Source organism: Halosegnis marinus (assembly GCF_029338355.1).
In the GTDB taxonomy this organism is placed as follows: Archaea; Halobacteriota; Halobacteria; order Halobacteriales; family Haloarculaceae; genus Halosegnis; species Halosegnis marinus.
Genome location: NZ_CP119802.1, coordinates 2,410,411 through 2,433,179 on the forward strand (window position 1 = coordinate 2,410,411; position 22,769 = coordinate 2,433,179).

The 22,769-nt window shown below is 71.6% G+C and carries 30 protein-coding genes and 3 tRNA genes; 19 read left to right on the top strand and 14 right to left on the bottom strand.

What is annotated here, in order from left to right:
* The first annotated feature begins 43 nt into the window (after window positions 1-43).
* Together P2T37_RS13400 and P2T37_RS13405 are read left to right on the top strand one after the other, a co-directional pair.
* The gene (locus P2T37_RS13400) at window positions 44-706 is read left to right on the top strand and encodes a DUF7504 family protein (RefSeq protein WP_276234464.1); all 663 of its coding nucleotides are present in this window, start codon (window positions 44-46) and stop codon (window positions 704-706) included.
* Window positions 707-751: 45 nt separating this feature from the next.
* Complete coding sequence (locus P2T37_RS13405; RefSeq protein ID WP_276234465.1) at window positions 752-901, top strand: hypothetical protein; 150 nt, start codon at window positions 752-754, stop codon at window positions 899-901.
* Between the two features lie 28 nt (window positions 902-929).
* Here the strand turns inward: P2T37_RS13405 and dpsA are convergent, their stop codons facing one another.
* Together dpsA and P2T37_RS13415 are read right to left on the bottom strand one after the other, a co-directional pair.
* Window positions 930-1,478, bottom strand: a complete 549-nt coding sequence (dpsA, locus tag P2T37_RS13410; RefSeq protein ID WP_276234466.1) for a DNA starvation/stationary phase protection protein DpsA — start codon at window positions 1,476-1,478, stop codon at window positions 930-932.
* Window positions 1,479-1,555: 77 nt separating this feature from the next.
* Window positions 1,556-2,341 (bottom strand): carbon-nitrogen hydrolase family protein, encoded by a 786-nt coding sequence (locus P2T37_RS13415; protein ID WP_276234467.1) that lies wholly within the window; start codon window positions 2,339-2,341, stop codon window positions 1,556-1,558.
* Window positions 2,342-2,407: 66 nt separating this feature from the next.
* On the opposite strand from P2T37_RS13415, the gene P2T37_RS13420 reads away from it, so the two are divergent.
* Entirely contained in the window at window positions 2,408-2,569 is a 162-nt protein-coding gene (locus tag P2T37_RS13420) for a hypothetical protein (protein ID WP_276234468.1), read from the top strand.
* A 4-nt stretch (window positions 2,570-2,573) separates the two neighbouring features.
* On the opposite strand, the gene P2T37_RS13425 is transcribed toward P2T37_RS13420, so the two are convergent.
* Window positions 2,574-3,890, bottom strand: coding sequence for an MFS transporter (locus P2T37_RS13425; RefSeq protein WP_276234469.1), 1,317 nt, complete (start codon window positions 3,888-3,890; stop codon window positions 2,574-2,576).
* A 78-nt stretch (window positions 3,891-3,968) separates the two neighbouring features.
* Between P2T37_RS13425 and P2T37_RS13430 the strand changes: the two genes are divergently transcribed.
* Together P2T37_RS13430 and P2T37_RS13435 are read left to right on the top strand one after the other, a co-directional pair.
* The gene (locus P2T37_RS13430; protein ID WP_276234470.1) at window positions 3,969-4,403 is read left to right on the top strand and encodes a MaoC family dehydratase; all 435 of its coding nucleotides are present in this window, start codon (window positions 3,969-3,971) and stop codon (window positions 4,401-4,403) included.
* A gap of 109 nt (window positions 4,404-4,512) precedes the next feature.
* Window positions 4,513-4,812 carry a MazG-like family protein gene (locus tag P2T37_RS13435; RefSeq protein ID WP_276234471.1) on the top strand — a complete coding sequence of 100 codons (300 nt, stop codon included), beginning with the start codon at window positions 4,513-4,515 and terminating at the stop codon, window positions 4,810-4,812.
* Here P2T37_RS13435 and P2T37_RS13440 read toward each other — a convergent pair whose 3' ends face one another.
* Window positions 4,813-5,343: a hypothetical protein gene (locus P2T37_RS13440; RefSeq protein ID WP_276234472.1), complete on the bottom strand. Its 531-nt coding sequence runs from the start codon at window positions 5,341-5,343 to the stop codon at window positions 4,813-4,815.
* A gap of 82 nt (window positions 5,344-5,425) precedes the next feature.
* On the opposite strand from P2T37_RS13440, the gene P2T37_RS13445 reads away from it, so the two are divergent.
* Window positions 5,426-5,896 (top strand): YbaK/EbsC family protein, encoded by a 471-nt coding sequence (locus tag P2T37_RS13445; RefSeq protein WP_276234473.1) that lies wholly within the window; start codon window positions 5,426-5,428, stop codon window positions 5,894-5,896.
* Here P2T37_RS13445 and P2T37_RS13450 read toward each other — a convergent pair whose 3' ends face one another.
* A complete protein-coding gene (locus P2T37_RS13450; protein ID WP_276234474.1) occupies window positions 5,897-6,337 on the bottom strand; it encodes a universal stress protein in 441 nt (146 codons plus the stop codon). It lies immediately after the preceding gene.
* Between the two features lie 206 nt (window positions 6,338-6,543).
* Here P2T37_RS13450 and P2T37_RS13455 point away from each other — a divergent pair, with 206 nt between their 5' ends.
* From P2T37_RS13455 to P2T37_RS13465, 3 genes are all read left to right on the top strand, one after another.
* Window positions 6,544-7,500: a C-terminal binding protein gene (locus P2T37_RS13455; RefSeq protein WP_276234475.1), complete on the top strand. Its 957-nt coding sequence runs from the start codon at window positions 6,544-6,546 to the stop codon at window positions 7,498-7,500.
* 258 nt (window positions 7,501-7,758) lie between these two features.
* The gene (locus P2T37_RS13460; RefSeq protein ID WP_276234476.1) at window positions 7,759-8,547 is read left to right on the top strand and encodes a helix-turn-helix transcriptional regulator; all 789 of its coding nucleotides are present in this window, start codon (window positions 7,759-7,761) and stop codon (window positions 8,545-8,547) included.
* A gap of 73 nt (window positions 8,548-8,620) precedes the next feature.
* Entirely contained in the window at window positions 8,621-8,911 is a 291-nt protein-coding gene (locus P2T37_RS13465; protein ID WP_276234477.1) for a PRC-barrel domain-containing protein, read from the top strand.
* Here the strand turns inward: P2T37_RS13465 and P2T37_RS13470 are convergent.
* Complete coding sequence (locus P2T37_RS13470; RefSeq protein ID WP_276234478.1) at window positions 8,908-9,312, bottom strand: methylated-DNA--[protein]-cysteine S-methyltransferase; 405 nt, start codon at window positions 9,310-9,312, stop codon at window positions 8,908-8,910. The two genes, P2T37_RS13465 and P2T37_RS13470, sit on opposite strands and share 4 nt — an antisense overlap.
* Before the next feature lie 40 nt (window positions 9,313-9,352).
* Window positions 9,353-10,807, bottom strand: coding sequence for a DHH family phosphoesterase (locus P2T37_RS13475; RefSeq protein ID WP_276234479.1), 1,455 nt, complete (start codon window positions 10,805-10,807; stop codon window positions 9,353-9,355).
* Between the two features lie 122 nt (window positions 10,808-10,929).
* Between P2T37_RS13475 and P2T37_RS13480 the strand changes: the two genes are divergently transcribed.
* Window positions 10,930-11,003 (top strand) — tRNA-Lys (locus P2T37_RS13480).
* A gap of 522 nt (window positions 11,004-11,525) precedes the next feature.
* On the opposite strand, the gene guaB is transcribed toward P2T37_RS13480, so the two are convergent.
* Window positions 11,526-13,004 (bottom strand): IMP dehydrogenase, encoded by a 1,479-nt coding sequence (guaB, locus tag P2T37_RS13485; RefSeq protein ID WP_276234480.1) that lies wholly within the window; start codon window positions 13,002-13,004, stop codon window positions 11,526-11,528.
* A 238-nt stretch (window positions 13,005-13,242) separates the two neighbouring features.
* Here guaB and P2T37_RS13490 point away from each other — a divergent pair, with 238 nt between their 5' ends.
* From P2T37_RS13490 to P2T37_RS13500, 3 genes are read left to right on the top strand one after another with little or no spacing between them, the layout of a single operon-like run.
* On the top strand, window positions 13,243-13,437 hold the full coding sequence (locus P2T37_RS13490; protein WP_276234481.1) for a DUF8099 family protein: 195 nt from the start codon (window positions 13,243-13,245) through the stop codon (window positions 13,435-13,437).
* Window positions 13,438-14,343 carry a DUF5794 domain-containing protein gene (locus P2T37_RS13495; protein WP_276234482.1) on the top strand — a complete coding sequence of 302 codons (906 nt, stop codon included), beginning with the start codon at window positions 13,438-13,440 and terminating at the stop codon, window positions 14,341-14,343.
* Window positions 14,344-14,387: 44 nt separating this feature from the next.
* Entirely contained in the window at window positions 14,388-14,612 is a 225-nt protein-coding gene (locus P2T37_RS13500) for a DUF5795 family protein (protein WP_276234483.1), read from the top strand.
* Here the strand turns inward: P2T37_RS13500 and P2T37_RS13505 are convergent.
* Entirely contained in the window at window positions 14,609-14,944 is a 336-nt protein-coding gene (locus P2T37_RS13505) for a 2Fe-2S iron-sulfur cluster-binding protein (protein WP_276234484.1), read from the bottom strand. The genes P2T37_RS13500 and P2T37_RS13505 overlap by 4 nt on opposite strands.
* An 83-nt stretch (window positions 14,945-15,027) precedes the next feature.
* Between P2T37_RS13505 and P2T37_RS13510 the strand changes: the two genes are divergently transcribed.
* The 3 genes from P2T37_RS13510 (at window position 15,028) to udk (ending at window position 17,016) form a co-directional block, all read left to right on the top strand.
* Window positions 15,028-15,206: transfer RNA gene (locus P2T37_RS13510), tRNA-Trp, on the top strand.
* Between the two features lie 628 nt (window positions 15,207-15,834).
* A complete protein-coding gene (locus P2T37_RS13515; protein ID WP_276234485.1) occupies window positions 15,835-16,329 on the top strand; it encodes a hypothetical protein in 495 nt (164 codons plus the stop codon).
* A 54-nt stretch (window positions 16,330-16,383) separates the two neighbouring features.
* Window positions 16,384-17,016: a uridine kinase gene (udk, locus tag P2T37_RS13520; RefSeq protein WP_276234486.1), complete on the top strand. Its 633-nt coding sequence runs from the start codon at window positions 16,384-16,386 to the stop codon at window positions 17,014-17,016.
* On the opposite strand, the gene P2T37_RS13525 is transcribed toward udk, so the two are convergent.
* Entirely contained in the window at window positions 17,013-17,327 is a 315-nt protein-coding gene (locus P2T37_RS13525) for a DUF5785 family protein (RefSeq protein ID WP_276234487.1), read from the bottom strand. The two genes, udk and P2T37_RS13525, sit on opposite strands and share 4 nt — an antisense overlap.
* A 90-nt stretch (window positions 17,328-17,417) precedes the next feature.
* Here P2T37_RS13525 and P2T37_RS13530 point away from each other — a divergent pair, with 90 nt between their 5' ends.
* Window positions 17,418-18,158, top strand: a complete 741-nt coding sequence (locus P2T37_RS13530; protein WP_276234488.1) for a competence/damage-inducible protein A — start codon at window positions 17,418-17,420, stop codon at window positions 18,156-18,158.
* Between the two features lie 39 nt (window positions 18,159-18,197).
* On the opposite strand, the gene P2T37_RS13535 is transcribed toward P2T37_RS13530, so the two are convergent.
* Together P2T37_RS13535 and P2T37_RS13540 are read right to left on the bottom strand one after the other, a co-directional pair.
* Window positions 18,198-18,281 (bottom strand) — tRNA-Ser (locus P2T37_RS13535).
* 39 nt (window positions 18,282-18,320) lie between these two features.
* Window positions 18,321-19,052, bottom strand: coding sequence for a DUF2064 domain-containing protein (locus tag P2T37_RS13540; protein WP_276234489.1), 732 nt, complete (start codon window positions 19,050-19,052; stop codon window positions 18,321-18,323).
* A 59-nt stretch (window positions 19,053-19,111) separates the two neighbouring features.
* Here P2T37_RS13540 and P2T37_RS13545 point away from each other — a divergent pair, with 59 nt between their 5' ends.
* Window positions 19,112-19,324, top strand: a complete 213-nt coding sequence (locus P2T37_RS13545; RefSeq protein WP_276234490.1) for a hypothetical protein — start codon at window positions 19,112-19,114, stop codon at window positions 19,322-19,324.
* Complete coding sequence (locus P2T37_RS13550) at window positions 19,325-19,927, top strand: class I SAM-dependent methyltransferase (protein ID WP_276234491.1); 603 nt, start codon at window positions 19,325-19,327, stop codon at window positions 19,925-19,927.
* On the opposite strand, the gene aroC is transcribed toward P2T37_RS13550, so the two are convergent.
* Together aroC and aroA are read right to left on the bottom strand one after the other, a co-directional pair.
* The gene (gene aroC, locus P2T37_RS13555; protein WP_276234492.1) at window positions 19,928-21,157 is read right to left on the bottom strand and encodes a chorismate synthase; all 1,230 of its coding nucleotides are present in this window, start codon (window positions 21,155-21,157) and stop codon (window positions 19,928-19,930) included. It lies immediately after the preceding gene.
* A 207-nt stretch (window positions 21,158-21,364) separates the two neighbouring features.
* On the bottom strand, window positions 21,365-22,627 hold the full coding sequence (aroA, locus tag P2T37_RS13560) for a 3-phosphoshikimate 1-carboxyvinyltransferase (RefSeq protein ID WP_276236187.1): 1,263 nt from the start codon (window positions 22,625-22,627) through the stop codon (window positions 21,365-21,367).
* Window positions 22,628-22,769: the final 142 nt, after the last annotated feature.

Consider the following 22,769-nt stretch of genomic DNA (forward strand, 5'->3'; position numbering starts at 1 on the left):
GAGGGGAACGCTTATAATATGTGGAGTCGATTTTTCTGAAAGAATGGGTGTCGAGAGCGACGAGGGAACGGTCGCGTTCACGCGGGCGTTGGCCGCGCTGAAGCGCGAGGGGAGCAACGTCCTCGTGACCGGCGCGGGCGCCGAGACGGCCCACGGCGAGGCGTGCGTGCGACTGATGGGCGACAGCGTGGACGACCGTCGCCGCGCCGTCGTCACGACCGAGCGGGGGGGCTGTGTCCCCGACCGCTTCCTTGACGGGGACGCTCCGACCGTCCGCTACGAGACGGCGACCCGGAGCGCCGCCGTCGCCCCGTCGGGGACCGGCGACCTCCCCGCGGCGTCCGACAGGGTCCGCGACCTCGCCGCGCTCGGCGACGCCGTGGCCGGCCTCGTGGACGACGCCGAGCGCGCGGCGGGCGGCCTCGCCCCCGCCCAGTTCCGGCTCTGTGTCGATTCGCTCCGACCGCTCGTGGAGGAGTACGACGAGCGCGAACTGTTCCGCTTCCTGCACGCCGTCACGGCCGACGTGCGCGCCGCGCGCGGCATGGCCCACTACCACCTCCCGCTCGGCTACGACGCAGAGACGGCCCGGACGCTCGCGCCGCTGTTCGACGCGGTCGTCGAGGTCCGCGACGGCGACTCCGGCCCCCGACAGCGCTGGCACCTCGACGACGCCGGCGTCGGAACCGAGTGGCTGCCGCTGTGACCGCCGCCGGAACCCTTTAATCGTTAGGCTCGCCTAAAATCGGATATGGACTCACAGGGCGGGGACCGGCGCGAGGACCAGCGCCCGGTCGACCTCGCCGTTCACTGTACCTCCCCGGACCGGACCGTGTACACGGAACCGGGCAACTCCGAGGCGTGGATCGCGACCGACTACACGGTCCCCTGCGACGACTGACGCGCGACGACGAAAGAAACCGGCTCTCCTACCGGAGCGACTCCTCGGTGACGAGCGTGTCGTCCTCCAGGTAGTGCTGGAAGTGGTGGGCGTGCTCCTCCATCGTTTCGAGGTTCCGACGGAGGGTTTCGCCCGTCGTGTAGTCGCCGAAGCCCTCGACCAGCGCGATGTGGTCGCGCAGCGTCTCGATGACGTCGCCGAACATCGCCATGTCGTGGGCGAGCGACGTGCGGATGTCGTAGACGTCCTCGCCCTCCGGCTCGACGGGGGCGTGGTCCTCGAACGCCGCGCCGCCGGAGAGCGGCACGCCGCCGAGCGCCTGCGCGCGCTCCGCGAACTCGTCGGCCGCGGCCTCCAGGTCCGCGGCCACCTCGCCGAGATACACGTGGATGTCGCGGAACTCCGACCCCTCGACGTTCCAGTGGTGCTTCTTCACCTGGTGGTAGGCGACGTACGCGGCCGCGAGGTCGGTGTTGAGCGCGTCGACGACCTGCTCGGCCTTCCCCTCGTCGAGCCGCAGCGCGTTCTCCTCGATCTCGCCGCTCCGCTGCCGTAGCTGCTCCTCGTGGGTGCTCATACGCTCTCTAGTACTCGCGCCGGGAACTTAACCGTTGGCAACAGGGGAATCTTTCTTCTGCGAATGAAAAGTAATGTTTAGCCCTCGGGAACGGAACCGGGCACCTCGACGCCGACGAGGTCCCGCTGTGCGGCCAGCACGTCGCGGTCGAGCGTCGCCACGAGGTCGTCCGGCGCGTGGGCGAGTTCGGCCGCGACCACCCCGTCGGGACGCGCGACGAGCGAGCGACCCGCGTACTCCGCGACGCGCGCGTCGGGCACTTCCTTCCTGCCGGTGCGGCCACAGGCGACGACCCACCGGACCCCGTCGAGGGCGCGCGCCCGGACGAGGAGCTTCCAGTTCGGCGCGTGCGTCGCGGGCCACGCCCCGACGACGAACAGCGCCTCGACGCCCCGGTCGAGGAAGGCGACGCTGTCGCGCGCGGAGTTCAGGTCGTAGCAGGTGACGAGGCCCGTCGGCCCGGCGGGCGTCTCGACGACGACGTACTCCTCGCCCGGCTCGAACACCGCCGACTCGCCGCCCCACAGGTGGCGCTTCCGGTACGGGGTCGTCTCCCCGTCCGGGGCGACGTAGGCCGCGGTGTTGTGGTACGCGCCGTCGCGCTCCTCGGCAAAGCCGACGACGACGGCGGTGTCGGTCGCGGCGGCGTGTTCGCGCACCCGGTCGAGGACGGGGCCGTCGAGTCGGAGCGCGGCCTCGCGCGCCCGGTCGTCCGGGACGAACCCCGTCAGTCCGAGTTCGGGGAACAGCGCGACGTCGACGGCGTCGGGGAGGCCGGCCAGCCGGTCCGCGACCCGCGCGACGTTCGCGTCCGGGTCGAGGTCGGCCACCTCGACCTGACAGGCGGCGACGGTCCGGTCCATACCGGCGCCTCGGTCGCCGCGGGTAAATCCCCGTGGTACTATGCCGCCCGGCGACGACGACGGGGTATGGTCGAAGTCTACAAGCTGTTCGGTCGCGGGCTGAAGTGGAGCTACGAGGAGTACGGACTGAAAGGCGCCGTCGCGTTCGTCGCCGTCGCGGGGCTGGCCTACTACCTCGTCTCGTCGCGGCTGGACGACCTGTTCTCGGACGAGGAGACCGCGGCGTAGCGGGTCACTGCCGCCCCCCGTCGGGGCTGGCCGGCGCGTCGGTCCTCGCGCCCCGCCCGCCCGTCGCGAGCAGCGCGAGCGCCCCGGCGAGAACGACGGCGGCGGCGACGCCGAACGTCGTGACGTAGCCGACCCCGTCCGCGAGCGCGCCGCCCGCCACGGAGCCGAGTCCCCCGCCAACCCCGACGAGCGCCGCCTGTGCGCCGAACGCCTCGCCGCGCTGTGTGGGCATCGCCAGCCGCGTGACGAGGCTCGTCGTGGTGACCGCGATAACCGCCCACGTCACCCCGATGAGCGCGAAGCAGACGGCGAGCGCCGGCGCCCCGAGCGCGATGCTCCCGACGACCCCGACGAGCGGGAACAGAACCACGCGGGCCGCGAGCGCGGCGGCCTGTGCCGGCGCCGGGCCGACCCGCTCCGAGACGGCGCCGACCCGCGAGTAGGTGACCGCGGAGCCGAGGTTACCGACGAGAAAGAGCAGAAACGTGGTTCCGTCCGAGATACCCTCGACGGCGAGGTACGCCGGCATCGGGCCCCAGAACACGGCGAACCCGACGGAGAAGAGCGTCACCGCGGCGAGGTAGCGGCCGAGCGGGGAAGCGAGTTCGGCCACCCGGCCGCGGCGGAGCGTCGCCAGCCCCCAGTAGACGCGGCTCGGTCCGTACGGGACCGTACGGAGGACGCGGCCGGCGCCCCAGCCGTCGCGAGAGAGCCGCCGGTACACGCGCCGGAAGTACGCCTCCGAGAGGCGAACGGGGTCGGGGTAGCGGCGATAGACGAGCAGGCCGCCCGCGGCGGCGCCGACGGCGAGGAGCGCGAACAGTGTCCGGAGCGCGTTCACCTCGCCGAGGAACCGCGGCGCGAGCGCGGTCCAGACCGTGCCGAGCGCGAGGCCGGCGACCCAGCCGTACCCCTGGTACGCGTTCAACAGCCCGATGCGGGCCTCCCACTCGCGCTCGGGGACGCCGTCCACCATCACGAGGTTGAGGACGGGCGCGGCCGCGGAGACGGCGAACCACAGCCCGGCGTTCACGGCCAGGAGGAGCCACGGCTCCGTGACGAGCGCCGCCGCGGCGAGGACGAGCGCCGTCGCCCCGAGCGAGACGAGCAGGAACGGTCGCCGACGGCGGGTCCGGCCGGCGAGTCCGCCCCACAGCACCGCACCGGGGACGCCGGCGAAGGCCGCGGCGGCGGCGAGGAGGCCGACGAGCGTCGCGTCGCCCCCCAGTGCGAGCGCGTACAGGGGGACGAGCAGCGACGCGGCGCCGACGGCGGCGTAGCCGACCGCCCATCCGTAGAGCCAGCCGTCGCGGGAGTCCATGCGGAGGGGCGCGCCGGGGACCCACTTCCGGCTGTCGGTCCGCGACACGCTTACGGTGCCGGTGTGACAGGGACGGGTATGGACTACTTCGAGGACATGGCGGTCGGCGACACGATGGAGTTCGGCTCCCACACCGTCACGCGCGAGGAGATACTCGACTTCGCCGAGCAGTTCGACCCCCAGCCGTTCCACGTCGACGAGGAGGCGGCCGAGCGGTCCCAGTTCGGCGGCCTCATCGCCTCCGGCTGGCACACCGCCTCGTTGTGTATGCGGATGCTCGTGGACAACCACCTCTCGGAGGCCGCGAGCGCCGGCGCCCGCGGCGTGCGCGAACTGAAGTGGATACGCCCGGTGCGTCCCGGAGACACGCTCACCTGCCGGCTGGAGGTGCTCGACACCGACCCCGGCGACGGTCCCATCGGCACCGTCCACAACCAACTCACGGGGCTGGTGGACGGCGAGCCGGTCATCCGGTGGAAGGCCGACGCGATGTTCGAGAAACGGGAGGCGTGAGCGGAGCGAGCGCCTCGAACCAGCGACGAGACCGCGAGAAACGGCAGGTCGAGTCGTGGACGAGGCCCCGGACCGAACCCTTCTTGCCCCGCGACCCGGGGCACCGACTATGGACGAACAGGAACGCGTCGCCCGTTTCGTCGCCGAGAACGACATGGAGTGTCCGCCCGCCTACCGCCTGCTCGACCTCGCGGCCGAGGTGGGCGAACTGGCGGCGGACGCGAACGACGCGACCGGCTACGGGGCCGACCCCGACGCGTTCGACGTGAAGCGCGACGAACTCGGGGACGCGCTGTTCGCGCTGCTGGCGCTGTGTGACGACCTCGGCGTGGACGCGGGCGCGGCGCTCGACGAGTCGCTCGCGAAGTACGGCGACCGCGTCGCGGAGACCGGCGACGCCGGGAGCTGATTACTCCGCGAAGGTGACGGTACCCGCGGCCTCGCCGTCGTGGGTCACCGCGACCTCGCCGGGGCGGCCGCCGCGGACGACGACCGCGAGTTCGTAGTCGATGGCCGTGAGACACTGCGTACAGGCCAGTCCCTCGTCCTCCTCCGGCACGTACGTCTCCACGCCGACGGCCATGGTACCGCCGTCCGGGCCCCGCTCGAACGAGGCGAGGCGGGCGGACTCACAGCCGTTTCGGCCCTCCAGCGTCCCCGTCAGGGTGACGGTGGACTCCGCGGCGCCGGGCGCGGGGGATTCGGGGTCGATGCTCCCGCTCACGCGCGAGGCCGGGGTGGAACACTCGACGGACGTGACGGAGAACGTCCGGTTCGCGACCCGGTAGTCGCCGTCGCCACCCCCGGTCGCCGTCGCGTTCGGGGAATCCGTCGGGTCGCCGTCCGACCCGTTGCCCGGGTCCGACCCGGTTCCGGTACAGCCGGCGACCAGCGCGGCGGCGCCCGCGGCCGCCGTGCCGAGGAGGGTGCGTCGCCTCATCGTTCCGTCGCCGGACCGGGCCGGGATAGCCCTTGTGGCGGCGACGCCGACCGTTTATACCGTGGCCGGTGCACCGCCCGGTATGCACCCCCGCGCCGCGGAGTTCCGCGAACAGGCACGCGACCGCTACGGCTTCGACCCCGAGGTCGAGGAGTTCCCCGACGGAACCAAGACGGCGGCGGACGCCGCGGCGGCCGTCGGCTGTGACGTCGCGCAGATCGCCTCCTCCATCGTCGTGGAGACGGACGACGGGCTGGCCGTCGTCGTGACGAGCGGCGCGAACCGGGTGGACATGGACGCCGTCGCCGCCGAACTCGGCGTCCCGTCGGCGCGGATGGCCGACGCGGACGACATCAGCGCGACGGTCGGCTGGTCCATCGGGGGCGTCCCGCCGTTCTGTCACGCGGCCGACCTCCCCGTACTGCTGGACGAGACGCTGCTCGCACACGACCGCGTGTGGGCCGCGGCGGGGACCCCCGAAGCGGTGTTTCCGCTCGCGCCGGCGGAGCTCCGCGAGCTGTCGGGCGGCCGGCCGGCGGCCGTCGCCGAGTAGTCAGACCTCGTCCGCGGCGTCGTCCCCGACGACGAGCGTCGGCACACCGACGTTGGCGAGGACCCGTTCGGTCGTGGAGCCGAGCAGGTGGTCGACGCCGTGGCGGCCGCGCGTCCCCATCACGACGAGGTCGATGCCGTGACGGTCGACGTACTCCTCGATGGCCTCGCTGACCTTCATGCCGCGGACGACGGTCGTCTCGGTGGGAACGTCGCCGGCCGCGGCGAGGGCGCGCTCGACGGCCGACTCGCCCTCGGCCTCCAGCGCGTCGAGGACCTGAGCCATCGAGTCGCCCGAGAGGAGGAAGGAGGACGCCGACTCGTCGACCACGAAGACCACGTGGACCGTCGCGCCCGTCGCCCGCGCGAGGTCGAACGCCTCGCGTGCCGCGCGCACCGCCACCTCGCTGCCGTCCGTCGGGACCAGTATCGTGTCGTACATACCCCGACGTTCACCCCCCGAGCCGATAAACGACCGTGTGGATTCATGTGAGTGTGTAACAAATACTGTGTGGAGCCGTTCGGCTCCGTAGTGTCACCACGAGGGTGTGCACACCACCCTCTTCCGACCCGGGCCGGTCGGCGGCCGGGGGAGCGAGGGGAGTTCTCACCGACCGTCGTTAAGTGACCGGCGGCCGAACCGCGGCTATGAGCCACCGCGTCGTCACGACGGACGGCAAGACGGCCGAGGTGCTGCCCGAGGCGTTCACGTGGCGCGGCTTCGACGCCGACGTGCGGGCGGTCTCGCCCGACACGACGGACGCGCTGGTCGCGGCCGCGGCGGGTGCGGACGCGCTCGTCGTGGACGCCGGGACCGAGGTGACGGAACGGGTGTTCGTCGAGACGCCCGTGCGGGTCGTCGCGCGCGCCGGCATCGGCGTGGACAACATCGACCTCGACGCGGCCGAGCGGCTGGGCGTCCCCGTCGTGAACGTCCCCGACTACTGCGTCGAGGAGGTGGCGACCCACAACCTCGCGCTCCTGCTGGCCGTGTGGCGCGACCTCCGGCCCGCGGACGCGGCCGTCCGGGGCGGGGAGTGGAGCCGCCGCGAGGAACGGCGAGTCGGTCGCCTCTCGGAGGCGACGGTCGGGCTCGTCTCGTTCGGCGACATCGCGCGCCGGCAGGCCGACCTCCTGTCGGCGTTCGGCGCGGACCTCCTCGCGTACGACCCGTACGTCGGCGCCGAAACCATGGACCGCCACGGCGCCGCGAAGGTCGGCTTCGAGGAGCTCTGCCGGCGGTCGTCGGCCGTCGCCGTCCACGCGCCGCTCACCGGGGAGACGGCCGGGCTGTTCGACGCCGACGCGTTCGCCCTCCTCCCCGACGGGGCCGTCCTCGTGAACACGGGTCGCGGGGGCGTGGTCGACGAGTCGGCGCTCGCGGCGGCGCTCGACACCGGCCGGCTCGCGGGCGCGGGCCTCGACGTGTTGGCCGAGGAGCCGCCCGCGGCGCTCCCGACCGACCACCCGAACGTCGTGTACACGCCCCACACCGGCTGGTACTCCGAGCGCGCGGTCGAGGAGTGCGCGCAGGGGGTCGCGGCCGACGTGGCCCGAGTCCTGATGGGGCGGGAGCCGGCGAACCCGGTGGTCGGCGACTGGTAGGATGCGAAACGCCCGGGCGGGCGACCCGAGCGGGCCGTGCGGGCGGCACGGCCGAACGCGGCGCGGACCGGGCGAGTCCGTGCCGCGGCCGGGGGTGTCAGAGGCGTCCCGGCACCCTCGGTTCGGCGGTACGGGGTTTCAGTTCACTCTCCGACGCGACCGTGCACGGTTCGGGCATCGGGTATCAAACCACCGGCCGTTGAAGTGGCCTCGGGGGATGAACGAAGGTTTATGCGCGCGTCGTGGCACGTGTCACCAATGACGGACGTCGCCGACCTGCTCCCGGTGGTCGCCCGGCGCGAGCCGCTCGTCTCCGCGCTCCACGGATCGCCGGCGGCGAAGTGCGACCTCGTGGACGCGCTCGACGTGTCGCGCTCGACCGTCGACCGGGCGGTGAGACGGCTGGAGGCCGAGGGGGTCGTCGAGCGTCGCGACGGCGGATACGGGCTGACGCTCGCCGGCAGACTCGTCTTCGAGGAGTACCGTACCCTCGAACGGCGGGCCGCGGGGGTGTTCGAGGCCCGTGACGCGCTCGACGCGCTCCCGGCGGACGCGGATATCGAACCCGCGGCCCTCGTCGGCGCGACGACCACCGTCTCGGACCGAACGACCCCGTACCGGCCGGGGGACCGCCACCTCGAACTCGTCGCCGAGGCCGACAGCATCGACCTGCTCTCGACGGCCGTCGGGCCGCGCTACGTCGAGGCCGTCCACGACGCGGTCGTCGAGGGCGGGACGCGGCTCCGGCTCGGGGTCGCGCCGGGCGTCGCCGAGCGGCTCGTCGCGGGCCACGGCGACACCGTGACCGACGCCGTCGCCACCGGCCGGGCCGAGATACGCGAACTCGCTGACCCGCCGGCGTTCTCGCTGGCGACCTTCGACCGCGGCGACGACGCCGTGCTCGGCCTGCTCGTGTACGCCGACGGCGGGCCGCGCGCGTACGTCGAGAACGACGCGCCCGCCGCGGTCGCGTACGGCCGGGACCGCTTCGAGCGTCACTGGGCGGAGGCGGAGCCGGTGGCGACGCCGGCCGCCACGGACGGCTGAGACGGCCGAGGCGGCAGACGCACGTCGGACGGACGCCGGCAGTGTTAAGGAAACGGCCCCACTCCCGGCGCGTATGAACGACGACGTGCCACAGGAGATCACCTCGCTCGTCGGCCGGGAGGTGTACTCCAAGAACGGGGTCTTCGTGGGTCAGGTCGAGGACCTCCGGCTCGACCTCGACGCGGAGTCCGTGACCGGGCTCGCGCTCGCCTCGCTGAACGACGACCTCTTCGCCGGCCGGGCGGCCGGCGCCCGCGGCGTCATCCTCCCGTACCGTTGGGTGCGCGCCGTCGGGGACGTCATCATCGTGAACGACGTGGTGGAACGGATGAAGACCGAGGAGGGCGAGGAAGCGCCGGCCTAGTAGGCGCTCAGTTTCTGTTGGCCGCGCTCGTGGTCGAGCAGCGCCCGCTTCGCCGCCGGGCCGCCGGCGGCCGAGAAGCCGCCGAGCGAGTCCGTCCCGACGACGCGGTGACACGGTACGACCACGGGGACGGGGTTCGAGCCGCAGGCCTGCCCGACGGCGACGGCGCCGGTGTCGAGTTCCGCGGCGAGGTCGCCGTACGTTCGCGTCTCGCCGTACGGGATCGCCAGCATCGCGGCCATCACCTCCCCGAGGAGTCCCTCGGGGAGCGCCACGCCGAGGTCGAACGCCGTCCGCTCGCCGGCCCCGTAGGCGGCCACCTGCTCGCGGACCTTCTCGGGCGGGGCATCGAGGAACCGCTCGTCGAGGTCGAACGGGTAGCCGCGGACGGTGACCTGCACGCCCTCTCCTTCGCGCGCCGGGGCAAAACGGTGTCGTCGGTCAGGAGCCGTTCCCGGACTCGCCGCCGGACTCGACGCCCATCGCGGAGAACAGCTTCCCCTTCACGGCCTCGCGCACTAGGGAGAGCAGCGTCTCGCGGTTGTCCTCGTTCGCCTCGATGCCGGTGAAGATGCCGAGCGGTATCTCGACGGAGGCGTCCGTCGAGTGGCCGACCACCTCGCCGATGTCGCCGAAGCCGTCGTCGAGGACGGAGCCGATGTTCATGCGGATGTCCTTCGACCGGGCGGCGAGGTAGATGGTGTCGTCCGCGATGGCGAACACGGCCGTCGTGGTGATGCCCTCCAGATTGAGGAGGTGTTGGGCGGCCTCCGAGAGCGCCTCGCGGTTGCGGATGAAGCCGGCGTTCGAGACGAGGTGGCTCCCCTTCACGTCGCGGTTCCGGATGGCCTCCGCCAGCACGTCGAGCGTCTCGGGGCTCATCGACGGCGACTCCACCTGTTCGAGCGTGTCGTGGTCCGCGAACGGGTAGAGGTACGCCGCGGCGGTGAGGTCCGCCGGGGTGGTGTCGCGCTTGAAGTCGAGGGTCTCGGCGCGGATGCCGTACAGCAGCGCGGTCGCCACGTCCGCCGAGAGGTTCAGGTCGAACTCCTGGATGTACTTCGTGAGGATGGTCGAGGTGGAGGAGACGTTCGGCCGCACGTCCGTGAAGCGGGCGTCGTAGTCGATCTCCGGCTCGAAGCGGTCGATGAAGATGTCCACCCCCTCCGTCACGGAGGGTTCGGAGGTCTTGGCGTGGTCGACCAGCGCGACGGTGTCGTAGTTGTCGAGGTCGACCTCGGAGAGGGGCGACAGTTCGATGCCGAAGAGGTTCACGAACGCGCGGTTCTCCTGGTGACCGATCTCCCCGTCGTAGAGGATGTCAGCCTCGATGCCGCGGGACTCGGCGATGGCCTGGAGGGCGACGGCCGACGCGATGGAGTCGGGGTCCGGCGAGCGGTGCGCGAGGATGGCCATGCGGCGCTCGGTGTCGTCGATGACGCCGGCCAGCTGTTCGGCCTTGTACTCCAGTTCGCCGGTTTCGAGCGCGCGCAGCGCGGAGTCGGCGATGACCGCCGAGGGGTTGATGACGACGTCGACGCCGAGCTCGGTGAGTTCGTCCGCGGTGACCGGGTCGGAGGCGCGCACGACGATGAAGTGGTCGTCGCCGTGCTCGCGGATGTTCCCGACCGCGGCCTTGTTCGCCTCCACGTCGGAGGCGAGCACGAGGATGACGTCGCGGTCCGCGACGGCCTCGGCCACCTCCGGCTCCGCGATGTCCGCCGTGCGGGCGTCGAGGTCCTGGTCGCGGAGCGCCTCGACGCGGCCCTCGTCCTTGTCGAGGATGAGGACGTCCTTCCCCTCCCCGACCAGCGCCTCCGCGACGGCGTGGCCGACGCTGCCACAGCCGAGGATGGCGTAGGTGGACATCGAGGCCATCGAGATACCGCTGCTCATGATACCGGTCCTGCGGGGGCCTCTCACTTAACCTCCCTCCCTCGCCGGCGTACGGCCCGGAACCGCACGACTGCGCCGAAACGCAAGGTATATGCGCCGGCCTCCGCTACCCGGAGACGCCCGGGCCGATAGCTCAGCCAGGGAGAGCGACTGGCTCTTAACCAGTCGGTCGAGGGTTCAAATCCCTCTCGGCCCGCTTCTCGGACGAACGGTATCCCCGAAGCGACCGCTCCGGTCGAAGAAGCCGCGGCGGGACGACAAGCGAGCGGCCCGCCGCGGTGTCAGCGGTTGCGGGGGTGTCCCCAGGACCCCCGTCGGACGGTCACGTGCGCCCCACTCCCGGGGGGCGTCCGGACGGATACCCCCGTGGATGTTAGTTATGGTCGGCATAACCCGCGTCCCGTCGGGCATCGGGCCGGGGGCGCCCCGAAGCGCCGTCGGCTCCCCCCGGCGTCCCACGGTGGTCGGAGGCGGCCCTCAACTACGGCCGCGACACCGACACGGTCACGTAGCGGTCTGTGGCGCATAAGCTCACGCTGAAATCCGTTTTTGGACGATAGTCGACAGGTCCGCGCCGGGCGAAAGAACAGGCGTCGGGGCTCCCCGGACCCCGACCGGATGCCCTCGCGCATGACACTGCGGTTCGCACGCAGCGACCGGTCCTGCGCGGCGGGCGGGCGTAGTTATGTGCCGGCTACCCCGTCGGACGGGACGTCGACTACTCCTGCGGCGAGTAGTTGGGCGCCTCGTCGGTGATCATCACGTCGTGGGGGTGGCCCTCCGTCTGGCCGGCCGAGGAGACGCGGACGAACTCCGCGCGCTCCTTGAACCCCGGAATCGTGTCCGCGCCGACGTAGCCCATCCCCGAGCGCATCCCGCCGACGAGCTGGTGGAGTTCGGACTCGAGCGACCCCTTGTACGGGGTGGCGGCCTCGACGCCCTCGGGGACGAAGTCCTCGTCCTCGTCGGCGTCCTTCAGGTAGCGGTCGCCGCCGCCCTCGGACATCGCGCCGACGCTGCCCATCCCGCGGTATTGCTTGTACTTCTTGCCCTGCATCGTGATGACGCGGCCGGGGGCCTCGTCGGTGCCGGCGAAGTAGGAGCCGAGCATGACGGCGTCGGCGCCCGCCGCGATGGCCTTGATGGCGTCGCCGGAGTAGCGGATGCCGCCGTCCGCGATGACCGGCACGTCCTCGGGCGCGGCCACGTCCGCGACCTCGGAGACGGCCGTTATCTGGGGCATCCCGGCGCCCGAGACGACCCGCGTGGTACAGATGGAGCCGGGCCCGATGCCGACCTTCAGCCCGTCGGCGAAGTCGACGGCGGCTTCCGCGGCCTCGCGCGTCCCGACGTTGCCGACGACTACGTCCGCCGCCACCTCGGCCTTGATCTCCCGCGCCGAGTCGAGGACGTTGAGGTTGTGTGCGTGCGCACAGTCGATGAACAGCACGTCCGCGCCGGCCTCGTCGGCGGCGACGGCGCGGTCCGTCTCGAACGGGCCGACCGCGACCCCGACGAGGAGGCGACCCTGTTCGTCGCGGGCCGCGTCGTCGTACTCCCGGCGCGAGAGGATGCCGCGCATCGTCACGAGGCCGGTGAGCCGGTCCTCGTCGTCCACGATGGGGACGCGCTCGACCTTGTGCTCGTACATGAGTTCGAGCGCCTCGCGCGCCTCGATGCCCTCGGCCGCGGTGATGACGTCGTCGGTCATCGCGTCGCGGACGAGGTCGTCCTCGGCGATGCCGATGTACGGCCGGATGTCGGTGCCCGAGATGATGCCGAGCACCTCGTCGTCGTCGTTCACGACCGGCGCGCCGGAGACGCCCGCCCGCCCCATCAGGCGGTCGACCGCCTCGACGGTCATGTCCGGCGACGCGGTCACCACGTCGCGGATGACGAGTTCGTCCGCGCGCTTCACCTGCTCGACGTGTGCGGCCGTCTCCTCGACGTCCATGTTCCGGTGGAGGACGCCCAGCCCGCCCTGTCGAGCCATCTCCGTCGCCAGTTCGGCCTCGGTGACGGTGTCCATCGCCGCCGAGAGCACCGGGACGTTGAGTTCGACGGTGCGCGACACGCGGGTCGCGGTGTCGGCCTCGTCCGGCTCGACGCGCGACTCCATCGGTCGCAGGAGTACGTCGTCGAACGTCAGTGCCTCCGGTACGTCGAGTTTCCGCGAGAACGGTGAGTCCTCCGCCATATAAACGGTGTGTGAGCGCGGATGAAAAACGTTCCGAGAAGGGGAAGCGCCCGTGGGACGGGGCCACGGTACACGGACACACAACCGTCCGGATTCCGGCACCGATGTGGACGTTCGTACATCGTCGTCCGGTTTCGCGTCCCGGACGCCGCCGGAGCGGCGCGAAGCCGGCCGTTCGGTCGTTCCCTGTGTCCGTATCTCACACAACGCTTATACGAAGTACGAGGTATTTCGTAGTATGGACGTCGCAAGTCCCATCGCGTCGCGCCTTGCCGGCCAGACGAACCTCTCCTCCGGCAACTCGACAAAAACAGCGATGTTCGGATTTGCGGCACGGTTCGCGTTCGACTGGCTGGGCGGACGGCTCGCGTCCGCGCTCGGCTATCGCGACGCAGACCACCCACCGGCGACGGGGTATCGCCAACACCCCTGAATGAGCGTCTCCCAACACCCGATAGCCGCACGCCTAGAGCGACAGGTGGGCGAGGGGACGAAGCTCCTCGCCACGGTCATGGGGCTGCCGCTCGTGGACGGCATCTTCCCCGCCCTCGTGCTCGCGGGCGCGCTCTCCTCGGTTCTGGGTATCATCGAGGTGGGACTGCTCGTCTTCGGCGGCTCCGCCACCCTCGCGGTCGTCCTCGCGGAGATGGAGGGGACCCGCCGCGAGCAGATCGGCGCGGTGCTCGTCGTCGGCGCGGGCGTGATGCTCGTCGCCGCCGTCGAGACGGCCGTCGCCCCGACCATCGAGTCGGCGCTCGACACGGCCACGTTCGAGCGGTTCGCCGCGCTCGTCATCCTCGCTATCGCCGCGAAGACCGCCTCCGCCACGGTCGGCGAGTACCTCCCTTCGCCCGGCGTCATCGTGGGGCTGGGGCTGGTCGCCTCGTTCGACCCCTCGGGCTTCCAGTTCGCGCTCATCGCGGACCCCATGGACGTGGCCCGCGGCGTCGCCGCCGCCGGCGTGGGCGTCTCCTTCGCCCTCTCGGTGGCCGTCTTCGGCCCGTGGCTCCGCGGCAACGTCGACATCGACCGCTTCCGGTTCGGGAGCGCCGTCGCGCTCGGCGTCCTCCCGCTGACCATCCTCGACGTCATCCGGACGGACGCGCCCATCGCGCTGGCCGTCCTCGCGGTCACGTCGCTGCTCGCGCTCGACCCCGGCGGGTCGCCGGTCGCGGAGAAGGACAACGCGTCGAGCCCCCCCGAGGCGTCGCCCGCCACCGACGGCGGCGACGGCGCTGTCGCGTCGGACGCGGAGGCCGACGAGGTGGACGACGACTACGAGGAGGAGTCGTCCGGCTCGGACCGGCGCATGGGCGGCGACCGCGCCCCGTGGCTGTGAGCCGCGAGGACAACGCTTAGGGGCGTCGCTCGCTCCCTCACGCTATGGCCGACAACCGTGTCGTCGAGGGGCGGATGGTGACGCCGAAGAAGCTCGCCGAACTGGTCGAGGGCGAGCGCGTGATGGACGCTGAGGGCATCGAGGACGCCGACCACGACTGCCCCGAGTGCGGCGGCGACGTCGTGAGCGTGGGCTACATGCCCTCGGTCACGGCGTTCGTCACCGGCTACAAGTGCCAGGAGTGCTCGTGGAGCGAGCGCGACGACTAACGCGGCAGTAGCTGGCCCCAGTAGCGTTTCTCCGGTATCTCCACCGTCAGCGGCTCCTCGACCGTGAGCTGACACGACAGCCGCGGGTAGCCGTAGCGCGCCGCCAGCCGGTCGTGCCAGTGGTCGGCGTCGGCCGGGGCTCCGTCTCCCGTTTCGACGCGGACCCCGCAGGTCGCACACAGCCCCCGGCCGCCGCAGTTGGCGACCCGCGCCGCGGGGGCGTACACCTCGAACCCGGCGGCGAGCAATGCTCGCCGGAGATTCGCCCCGCGTTCCACGGACAGCGTCTCCTCGCGACCCTCCGCGCGCACCGTGACGGGCACCTCCTCCATACCCGCGAATGGGGCGCCCGACGCTTAACGGGGAGGGGGTGAATCGAAACCCCTTTAGGACGAATCGACATACGCAGAGGCGAGGGGCTGTGGCCAAGCCAGGCATGGCGACTGACTCCAGAGGCCACGCGCCCGGTGACGACACTCCAGACTGATATACCGAGCGGGCGACTGATCATCGCCCGTGTTGACGACCCTCTGGAGGACCGAGGCGCGCACCGGAGATATCAGTCGATCGGGGGTTCAAATCCCTCCGGCCCCATTCCGTTCTTCACATTTTCGCAAGCCTCAGCTCCGCAGCCGGGGCGTCGAGGGCGCGCAACGCCGTCCCGCAAGCGACGGTCGTCGGGAGGGGTAATCAGGCCATAGCTATTACACCCCCGGCTGATACCTCCAGGTAATGACGGACCTCCGAACCTGTGGCGACTGCGAGCGGACCTACGACGGGCTGGTGAACGAGGGATGCCCTCGGTGTGCGGCCCGGCGGTCGCTCGCCGGGACGGAACCCCGGTAGCCGGGGCTCCGCGTGCGGTGTCCGTTCTGCCGCACGGTAAGGGCTCGCGGCGGCGCGGCAGGGCGCCGGCACGGACCCTTACCCCTTACCAACCCGTATGTCAGGGCACACAGGTCGGGGGATGCGGCAGCCGCGTCGAACGACGCGGGCCGGACGCTGAACTCGGTACCCTCGACCGGTAACGGAATCAGCGGAGTTCCGGCGTCCGAACGAACTCGCACATCGGTCATAATGCTCCGGGGCTAAGATAGTAGCCCCGACACCGACAGCGCCGAGCCGTCCTTCGGTTTCGCGGCGCCGCCGATTCGTGGGTCGTCGCGAGCGACGGCGGTTCGTGGGCCGGCAGCGTTTTGCCCGTCTCGTCGCGAGTACGGCCGTGAGCCGTCTCGTCGCGACGCTGACGTTCGGCCGTGAGCCCGCGCTGGGCGGCGGCGTCGAGCCGGTCGCGTTCGCCCACTGCTACGAGGCCCCCGTTCCGCGGTTCCTCGGCTACCTCGTGCGCGAGTCGGGCGACCTCGACCGCGTTCCGGGCGCGTACGCCCCGGACCTCGACGCCGACCCCGCGTACCCGGTCACCGACCTGTTGCTCGCGCTCGCGCCGGAGCTGTCGAGCATCGCCGGGCGTATCCGGACGCTCGACACCAAGGCCGAGGCGAACTACGGCGTCGGCTTCCGCGAGAAGGCGTTCGACTCCGACGTCGCGTGGGGTTCGGACGGGTACGGCCGCCACTTCGAGGCGCGGTCCCAGGTGGAGAGCCACCCGATAGACGGCGCGGTCGCGTACACCTCCCTCGGGGCGGGGGAGGCGGTCCGCGCCGCGGTCGCCGACAACCTCGTGCGACTCGACTGCACCGTCGTTCGCGGCGACTGACGCTTCCCGGGACGAACCCGAGGGCTCATTTCCTCGGCCGGCGACGCTCGCGTAATGCCCGTTCCGTCGCTCGTCATCGGTATCGCCGGGGGGACCGGCGCCGGCAAGACGACTATCGCCCGCGAGATCACGTCCGGCGTCGACTCCGTGACGCTCGTCCCGCTCGACAACTACTACGAGGACCGTTCGGGCCTGCCGATGGCCGAGCGCGAGGAGATAAACTACGACCACCCGGCCGCGTTCGACTGGGAGCTGTTGCGCGACCACCTCGTCGCGCTGTGTGAGGGGCGCGTTATCGAGATGCCGGAGTACGACTTCTCGGTTCACAACCGCACGGACGAGACCACCCGCGTCGAGCCGGGAGAGGTGGTCATCGTCGAGGGGATCCTAACGCTCCACGACGCGGCTGTCCGCGACATGCTGGACGTGAAGCTCTACGTCGAGACGGACGCCGACGTCCGCATCATCCGGCGTATCCGCCGGGACGTGGTCGAGCGCGGGCGCGACCTCGAAGGCGTGGTGTCGCAGTACCTATCGACGGTGAAGCCGATGCACGAGCAGTTCGTCGCCCCGACGAAGCGGGAGGCGGACCTCATCATCCCGGAGGGGGCCAACGATACGGCGGTCGGCCTGCTCCGCGAGCGGGTCCACGGCGTCGTGTCCGGGGAGGAGCGGCCGGAGTTCTAGGCGGAGACGTCGTCGCCGATCATCGGGTTGTACTGCCAGTACGGCGAGGCGCGCAGGCCGTCGCCGACCGCCTGGTGGAACGAGACGATGTCGTCGTACTCGCCCTCCTCGACGTACTCGAACACGTCCGCGAGCGAGACGACCGTCTCGTGGTCCATACGGACGGGGTCGTCGCCGTACTCCTCGACGAACGCGGCGGTATCGAGCGGGAACGACTCCTCCTCGTCCACCTTCTTGACGATAACCGCGTGTCCGAACTTGCGCATCCCCTCGCTCCCCTCCTCGCCGTCGGGGTCGTGCGGCCAATCCATACCTCGAATCGGTCCAGCGCGCGCAAAAGCGTTTCCGTCCCCGTGTACCGCTTCCGGGGCGCTCTTGCCGCTCGCGCGACTCCCCCGGGTATGGACGTGGCCCTGCTCACCGTCGGCGACGAGGTACTCGCCGGCGACACGGTCAACACGAACGCCTCGTGGCTCGCCGCCGAACTCGCGGCGCGGGGGGCGACGGTCCCCCGCATCCTCACGGTGCCGGACGACCGCGGGGTCATCGCGGAGTGGGTCGCCCGCTTCCGCGCCGACTACGACGCCGTCGTCGTCACGGGCGGCATCGGCGGCACCCCCGACGACGTGACGCTCGAAGCCGTCGCCGAGGGCCTCGACCGCGAGTACGTCGTCTTCCCCGACGTGCGCGAGGGCCTCGTCGCCAAGGCCGAGGCGTTCCGCGAGGAGAACCCCGACCTCGCGGAGAGCTACGAGTTCGACCTGGACTTCGACGCGGCCGCGCGCCTTCCCGAGGGCGCGCGCCCGCTCGTCACCGACGCCGGGTGGGCCGCCGGCTGTGCCGTCGACGGCGTCTACGTGTTCCCGGGCATTCCCGACGAGATGAAGGCGGCGTTCGCGCTCGTCGCCGACGAGTTCGACGGCGACACCGTCTCCGAGACGCTGTACACCCCGACGCCAGAAGGAGCGATGGGCGACACGCTCGCCGAGGTTCGCGAGCGGTTCGACACCGAGGTCGGGAGCTACCCGGCGGGCCGCGGCACGCCGAACCGCCTGAAGGTCGTCGGCGACGACCCCGACGAGGTCGCCCGGACGGTCGCGTGGCTGGAGGACAACGTCGAGACGGTGCCGGAGCCGGAGTAACACGTAGGCGGCCGCTCACAGTTGTTCGCGGCAGCGTCACGGTGGGATTGGGATTCGAACCCAAGAACCCTGACGGGTACCGGTTTTCAAGACCGGCGCAATCGGCCACTCTGCCATCCCACCGCACCCGTACGTTCGGCGTGCGGGGTTTTCCTCTTTCGGTCAGCGGGTCACGGCGAGGCGGTCGCCCTCGCTTTCGACTACGAGGCCGAGCCCCTCCAGGCGGTCCGCGACGTGGCTCGGAACGAGCCGTCCGGCCTTCCGGCGCGTGCGTATCGCCACTAGCGCGTTCGCGAGGTCGCCCCCCGTCTCGACCACGGGCACCTCGGGGAGGAAGTCGGCGTCGTGGCCCGCGTCGAGCGCGCGGTCGGTGAGCGTCGCGAGCGCGGGCGGCTCGTAGGCGTTCTCGAAGTCCACCGGCTCGCGGAAGCCGGCGTAGTAGACGCGGCCCTCGGGCGCGGGCCCGAGGACGACGTCGCTCCGGCGGAGCTTCATCGCGGCCTCGTCGATGTGCTGGCGGGTGAGGAAGAGGGACTCGGGGCGCGTCGCGGCGACCGAGGGCGTCTCCTCCGTTTCCAACAGGTGTGAGACGGTGTTGCCCGCGCGCCCGGCGAACGTCTCGCCGACCTGCACCTCGAACCGGGCGTCCTCGGCCACGTCCGAGACGACCGCGCGGAGTTCGGCCTCGGAGTCCCCCTCGCCCGGCAGGGCGTCGTCGGGCCGGTAGTTCACGAGCAGGTCGCCGCCGCTGTTCGCGGCCGCGGCACACACGTCGCGGACGGCCGCGGCGTAGAGGTCGGCACACTCGGCCTCCGTGAGCGGCGAGGTGGCGGCGAGTCGCTGCATGACGAGGCCCTCCCGGGGCGGGTCGGCGAGGACGGCGATGGTGGTCACACCGGGAACTGCCGCGCGAGCGTCTTGAGTTTTATATCTCCGGGCGCGAAGGTCCGGGCGTGAACCTCGAACGCCCTCTCGTCGCGTTGCTCGGTGCCGGAATCGTCGTCCTCGCGGTCGGCGCGCTCGTCACGCTGGCGTCACAGACCCTCTCCGGCGACCTCACGACCCCGGCCGCGGCCGTCGTGGCGCTGGTGGCGCTCTCGCTCGTCGCCGGCGTCGGCCTCGGCTTCAAGAACAGCGAATGGGTCCGCAACCCCGGCTACTGGTAGATGCTCTCCGAGGGCGAGCGGTCGCGGCTCGTCGAGGGCGACGACGCCGACTTCTACGCACAGCCGCGGCTCGTCCACCACGTCGACGAGGGGTTCCGCGCGCGGCTCACGGCCCTCTACCGCGAACACCTCGCGGACGGCGACCGCGTGGTCGACATCATGTCCTCGTGGGTGAGCCACCTCCCGGAGGAGTGGTCGGGCGAGGTCGTCGGCCACGGGATGAACGCCGCCGAACTGGACGCGAACGACCGCCTCGACGAGTACTGGACGGGCAGTTTCAACGACGACCCGACGTTCCCGCTCGCGGACGCGAGCGTCGACGCCGTGCTCTGTGCCGTCTCGGTCCAGTACCTCCAGTACCCGGCGGAGGTGTTCGCGGAGATCGCCCGCGTGCTCCGGCCGGGTGGGGTCGTGGTCGTCTCCTTCTCGAACCGGATGTTCGTGCAAAAGGCGGTGCGGGCGTGGCGCGAGCGCGACATGGACGGGCGCGCCGACCTCGTGTGCGAGTACGTCCGCTCGACGGGCGCGTTCGACGAGCCGACGGTCGTGCGCGACCGCCCGGCGACGGACCCCTTCTACGCGGTCGTCGCCCGGCGGCCCTGATTACTCCTCGTCGTCGACCGTCTCGGCGCTCGTCGCGGCGTCCTCCGGGTCGGCCCGCGGCGACGACGGGTGGTACTCCGTGTCGTACGCGCCCGGGCGGCCGTCCAGCCGGTCGGGGTTGATGCGCCCGCCGAGCAGCATGAAGTCGAGCACCGTACAGTAGAGCATCGCCTCGACGACCGGCACCGCCCGCGGCGGGAGCGACGGGTCGTGCCGACCGACGACCTGTATCTCCTTCTCCTCGCCCGTCTCCCAGTCCACGGTGCGCTGTTCCTTCGGGATGGACGTGGGCGCGTGCCACGTCGCCTCGCCGTATATCGGCTCGCCGGTCGTGATGCCGCCCTGGAGGCCGCCGTGGTCGTTGCCGACGGGGACGGGGTCGCCCGCCTCGCTGACCACGTCGTCGCGGCTGCCGTCGTCGAACGCCCAGTCCTCGTTGCGGTCGCTCCCGCGCACGCTCGCGGAGTCGCGGCCCTGGCCGTACTCGACGGCCGTCGTCGCCGGAATCGCGAACATCGCCTGCCCCAGCCGCGCGGGGAACGAGTCGAACCGCGGCGCGCCCAGCCCGCGGGGAACGCCGCGCGCCTCGAAGTAGATGGAGCCGCCGATGGAGTCGCCCTCCTGCTGGTAGCGGTCGATGGCGTCGCGCATCTCCTCCGCGGTGTCGGGGTCGGCACACCGGACCTCGTTCTCCTCCGAGTATTCGAGTATCTGCTCGAAGCTCACATCGGGCGCCTCGATGTCGCCGATGCGGTTGACGTGCGCCTTGATCTCGACGTCATGGTCGGACTGGTCGAGGACCGCCTTCGCCACCGCGCCGGCCGCGACCCAGTTCACCGTCTCCCGCGCGGAGGAGCGGCCGCCGCCGCCCCAGTTGCGCGTCCCGAACTTCGCGGAGTAGGTGTAGTCGCCGTGGCTCGGCCGGGGAGCCGTCACGAACGGCTCGTACTTCCCCGAGCGGGCGTCCTTGTTCTGGATAACCATCCCGATGGGCGTCCCCGTGGTGTAGCCGTCCTGCGTGCCGGAGTTGATGACGACCTCGTCCGGCTCCCCGCGGGAGGTCGTTATCATCGACTGGCCCGGCTTGCGCCGGTCGAGTTCCCGCTGGACGACCTGCTCGTCTATCTCGACGCCGGCCGGGCAGCCGGAGACGGTGACCCCCATCGCGTCCCCGTGGCTCTCCCCGTAGGTCGCGAACTGGAAGAGCCGGCCGAAACGGTTGCCGTTCATTACCACGGCGTCGGGCGCGCGCCCATTTGAACCTTGCATTAGAGGCGAGGGTTCATCCCCGGGGACGCGGCCACTCGCGCCGTGAGCTGACCGTCACCCGGGTCGAACACGGCCGGAGCGCGGCGCACCGACCCGGGACGAGCGAGCGCCGCCTGTCAGCCCGTCAGCCCGTCCAGCCGCGCCGCCGAGGAGCGGGTCGCGGACTCGTCACGCCTGCTCGGTTACGTCGGCGCCGAGGTCGCGGAGCGTCCCGAAGAAGCCGGGGAAGGAGACGTCGACGTGGTCGGCGCCCTCGACCGTCACGTCGCCGTCGGCGACGAGCCCGCAGAGCGCGAGCGACATGACGATTCGGTGGTCGTCGTGGCCCGAGACGGTGCCGCCGCGGAGCGTCGACTCGCCGCCGCGGACGACGAGCGTGTCGTGCTCCTCCTCGACGACCGCCCCCAGTTCTCCGAGTTCGTCGGCCATCGCGCTCACCCGGTCCGTCTCCTTGTACCGGACGTGCTCGCAGTTCGTGATGCGGGTCGTCCCGTCGGCGGCCGCGCCCAGCGCCGCGATGGTCGGCAGGAGGTCGGGCGTGTCGCCCACGTCCACCTCGACGCCCGCGAGGTCGGCGCGGGAGACGGCTATCTCGCCGGCCTCGCGGTCCCAGTCGAGCGGCGCGCCCATCCGCGAGAGCACGTCCACGATGGCCGAGTCGCCCTGCGCGCTCGGGCGGGCGCCCAGAACGGTCAGCTCCCCGTCGGCCGCGAGCGCCCCCGCCGCGAGGAGGTACGACATCGAGGAGAAGTCGCCGGGGACCGCGTACTCACCGCCCGCGGGTGCGTACGTCTGCCCCCCCGGAACGCGGTAGCCGTCGTCCGTCGCCTCGGCCTCGACCCCGAAGTCGCGGAGGACTTCGAGCGTGATATCGACGTACGGCGCGGACTTGAGCTCCGTCGTCAGCTCCACGCCGACGCCCGTCTCCGTGACGGCACCGGCCATCAGCAGCGCGGTGACGTACTGCGAGGACACGTCGCCGGGGATGGCCACCTCGCCGCCGTCGATGTGGCCGCCGACGACGAGCGGCGCTCGTCCGTCGTCCCGGGTGGACTCGGCGCGCGCGCCGAGGTCAGCGAGCGCGTCGAGCAGCGGGCCCTGCGGTCGCGACCGGAGCGAGCCGTCGCCCGTGAGCACGGTCAGCCCCGACCCGAGCGCCGCGGTCGCCGTCGTGAGCCGCATCGTCGTCCCGGAGTTCGCGCAGTCGAGCACGTCCTCTGGGGTGTCGGGTCGGCCGTCGAACCCCTCGACGACGAAGGCGTCGTCGCCGCGCTCGACCGTCCCGCCGAACGCCTCGACGGCGCGGGCGGTGGCTCGGGTGTCGGCGGAGTCCAGCGGGTTCCGGACGGTCGCGCCGTCGGCGTAGCCGGCCGCGAGGACGGCCCGGTGGGTGTAGCTCTTCGACGGCGGCGCGCGGACCGACCCCCGGATACGGGAGGGGGGAGACGGTGACGTTCATGCCCGTCCTCGCGGCCCGGCCGCAATCAGCGTACCGGACGCGGCCGCCCTCGCGACCGCGTTTTATGGCCGATGCCTCGGTCCGTGAGGGCGTGCGACTGACACGCCGCGGGCT